The sequence below is a fragment of the Bradyrhizobium sp. PRIMUS42 genome, assembly GCF_023006515.1.
Lineage (GTDB): Bacteria > Pseudomonadota > Alphaproteobacteria > Rhizobiales > Xanthobacteraceae > Bradyrhizobium.
The window spans coordinates 1-3,384 of the sequence record NZ_JALBGZ010000678.1 but is presented as its reverse complement, the minus strand read 5'-3'; the positions used below and the strand labels follow the sequence as shown (position 1 = coordinate 3,384).

3 protein-coding genes are annotated in these 3,384 nt (G+C 64.7%); all 3 read right to left on the bottom strand.

Annotated elements, in window-relative coordinates; all coding sequences use genetic code 11:
* A partial coding sequence (locus MOV75_RS31735; protein WP_247007290.1) for a GAF domain-containing protein occupies positions 1–789 on the bottom strand: 789 nt, incomplete at its 3' end.
* A 108-nt stretch (positions 790–897) separates the two neighbouring features.
* Positions 898–2,532, bottom strand: coding sequence for a thiamine pyrophosphate-requiring protein (locus MOV75_RS31730; RefSeq protein WP_246931390.1), 1,635 nt, complete (start codon positions 2,530–2,532; stop codon positions 898–900).
* Positions 2,533–2,719: 187 nt separating this feature from the next.
* Positions 2,720–3,112 (bottom strand): hypothetical protein, encoded by a 393-nt coding sequence (locus MOV75_RS31725; RefSeq protein WP_246931391.1) that lies wholly within the window; start codon positions 3,110–3,112, stop codon positions 2,720–2,722.
* Between the last annotated feature and the right edge of the window lie 272 nt (positions 3,113–3,384).

Genomic DNA, 3,384 nt, shown 5'->3' with positions numbered 1-3,384 from the left:
GGTCGGCGTGAACGCGGCAAGGTGCGCGGCGCCGTCGACATAGCGCAGCACCGCCGTGGAAAAGCCGCCGATCAGCCGGTTGGCATTGGCGGCGATGGCGTCGAACACCGGCTGCACGTCCGAGGGCGAGGCTGCCATCACCTTCAGGATATCGGCGGTGGCGGTCTGGCGCTCGAGCGCTTCGCGCGTCTCGTTGAACAGGCGTGCATTCTCGATCGCGATCACGGCCTGGTCGGCAAAGGTCTGGAGCAGCTGCACGAGGTCGGGCGCGAACGCGCCTGTTACGGCGCGCGTGACGCTGATCATGCCGACCGGCGTGCCCCGGTTCATCAGCGGCATGAACAGCACGCTGCGGAAGCCGCGCAGCCGCGCCAGCTCGCGGTTCAGCTGTGGGACGTCATCGGCTTCGCTGTCCGGAAACTGGATGGTCTCCCCGTCACGCACCAGGGCAAAGGTCGGGAAGTCCGAGATCTTGCGCGGGAACGAGGCCTCGAGCCCTTCATCCGCCTCCGGGCTGGTCGGCGTGAACGCCACGAGGTGCAGCTCGTCGCCGGTGAATTGAAGCACGGTGGCGGAGAAGCCGTCGAGCAGGCGCTTGGAACTGGATGCAATCGCCGCGAAGACCGGCCGGGCATCGGAGGGTGATGCCGCGATATTGCGCAGGATCTCGGCGCTGGCGCTCTGGCGATCCCGCGCGATCGCCAGCTCGCTGCGCAGCTGCGCAGTCTCGGCTGCAGCCGACTGCAATCGGCGCTGGAGTTCCTCGATTTTGTTGGAAGGGGTCGTCATTCCTGATCCGGCTTGATGCCGCGACAGGCGCGGCACCGGGCCGGATTATCACATCTTCTGCGGCCGGAGCCAGCCGTCCGCGACCGTGTCGCTGAGGCCCGGCCCGTCTCAGGTCCCCGGCCGCGACACCTCGGTCTCCTTGCTGGTGATGAACTCGAGCAGCACCGGGACGCCTTCTTTCGTCTTCTGGATGCCGCGCCTGATCGCGGGGATGATGTCCTCCGGCTTCAACACCCGCTCGCCATAGCCGCCGAAGGCGCGCGCCATTGCGGCATAGTCGCCGGAAATGTCGGTCGAGCGATATTTTTCGGTCGAGACCGGCATAACCTTCAGTTCGATCGCCATCGAGAAATTGTTGAGCAGGATCGACATGATCGGGATGCGCTCGCGCACGGCGGTCTCGAAATCCATGCCGGTGAAGCCAATCGCCGCATCGCCCCAGACGTTGATGCAGAGCTTGTCGGGCTTTGCCAGCTTGGCGCCCATCGCAAGGCCGAGGCCGTAGCCGAGCTGCGTCGTCTTGCCCCAGCCGAGATAGGTGAGGGGCTCGACCGATTTCCAGAACGGCGAGAGCTGGTCGCGCGGGCTGCCGGCATCATGCGTGATGATGGTGTTCTCGATGTCGACAGTGTGCTGCAAATCCCAGAGCACGCGATAGGGGCTGAGCGGCGCATCGTTGCTGGTGAGTTTTGGCATCCATTTCACCAGCCACTCCTTGTGCGAGGCCGCGATCTCGGCCGCGACGGCGGAGGCATCGCGATCCGCGGTGACGGTCTTGGCGATCTCCTCCAGCAGCGCGTCGAGCACGAGGCCGGCGTCGCCGACCAGGCCGATCTTGGCCTCCACGTCCTTGTTGAGATGATTGGGATCGAGCGTGGAGTGGATGATGGTCTTGCCCTTCGGCATCGCGATGCCGAAGTTTGTTTCAGTGAAGGAGCAGCCGATGCCGAAGATGACGTCGGCTTCGCTCAGAAACTTCGGCACCGCGCGCGGTACTGCAAGGCCGCCCGAGCCGAGCGAGAGCGCATGCGTTTCCGGGAACGACGATTTGCCGCCGAGGCTGGTGGTGACGGGGATCGCCAGCCGCTCCGCGAGCCGCTTCAGTTGCGGCCAGGCCTGCGCGTAATGCACGCCCTGGCCGGCATAGATCACAGGTCGTTTTGCGTTCACGAGCAGGCTGGCTGCTTCCTTCACGTGAACCGGGTCGGCGCCGTAGCGGGTCCGCAGCACCGGTGTGTAGTCGAGCGGCTCCGGCACCTCCTCGTTCCACATGTCGGAGGGGATTTCGACGATCACGGGACCACCGCGGCCGTTCTTCAGCTTGGTGAAGGCGCGGCGGAAGATGTTGGCGACTTCCGCGGCGAGGATGATCGGCTCCGACGATTTCGCGAACGGCTTCATCGCCTCGCTGGAATTGAAGTTCGGCTCGATATGCGCAAGCCTGCGCTGATAGCCCATCGGCAGCACCAGCACCGGCACGGATTCGCCAAAGCACTGCGCAACGCCGCCCATCGCATTCTCGGCGCCAGGTCCATGCTGCATGCAGAACGCGCCGATGCTGCGACCCGACGTCACCCGCGAAATCGCATCCGCCATGTGGATGCCGACGCGCTCCTGTCGCACCATCACGGGCCGGATCTCGGCCTTGGCCGCATGCTCGATCAGATGGTTGACCGGATAGCCGCAGAGGATCTCGATTCCCTCGCGCCTCATGATTTCCGCAATGGCGGTGCCGAGCTTCATGGCGTCTCTCTCCTCAAGGCTTGGCCGGTTGGTCCGGCCGATTGGGGAGAGAGGATCAGGAAATGCCGGGTGGGTAAAGCGTGGGCAGGCGACAGTCAGCTATGCAGCGGACTGCCATAGCTCGGATCGAGCGCTGCGTATCCGGGATAACCGCATCTGCGGGAGTTGCTCTCCGGATTTCGCCTCGCTATTTGCAATTTCGGCAGATCGTCAGTTTGCGTTTCAACGCCTCGTCCTCCTGGTCGAGGCTGCCTGCATCTGGATAGGAGCTGGAGTCCCTTGTGGCGCGGGATCTCGCAGGCGGTGTCACCTGACTTGGGGTGTCAGTGTCGTCCGCGGCGCTGAAGCCATCGTAATCGGCCGCCGAATTCGGTGCCGGCTGACCGACGACGGATGGTGACGCCCCTCTGCCGGAGGCCGCCGGCGGAATCCTGGAATTCTTGGTGTTCGCGCGCGGCGGCGAGGCAGTTTGAGGAACCAGCGAAACCGGCGGCGCGACCGAAGTCTGCCCGCTCGCGCTGTCCTGCGACTCGACGCCGATCAACATGAGGCCGAGAGCCAAGAGCGTCACGCTTCTCATCCGCATCCTTCAAGCCGCTCTTGTTCAATGATTGACCGCATCGCTCGTCGATCGACGCCGTGTTGAAGGATATCAGGACTCGCATGGAGGTCAAAGCCCGCGCAAATGGGAGCGCCGTCGCGCGGAAGGAGCGACTTTTCCGCCGTCTCGCCGCGCTTCAGGCAGTCGCGACCGCCGGCTCAGACCAGCGTGCCCGCGTGAAGGTTCGCGTGCGCGAGCAACGACTGGATCACGACGTTGTCGCCGGGGCCTCCGTCCAGCACGTCGAGGCC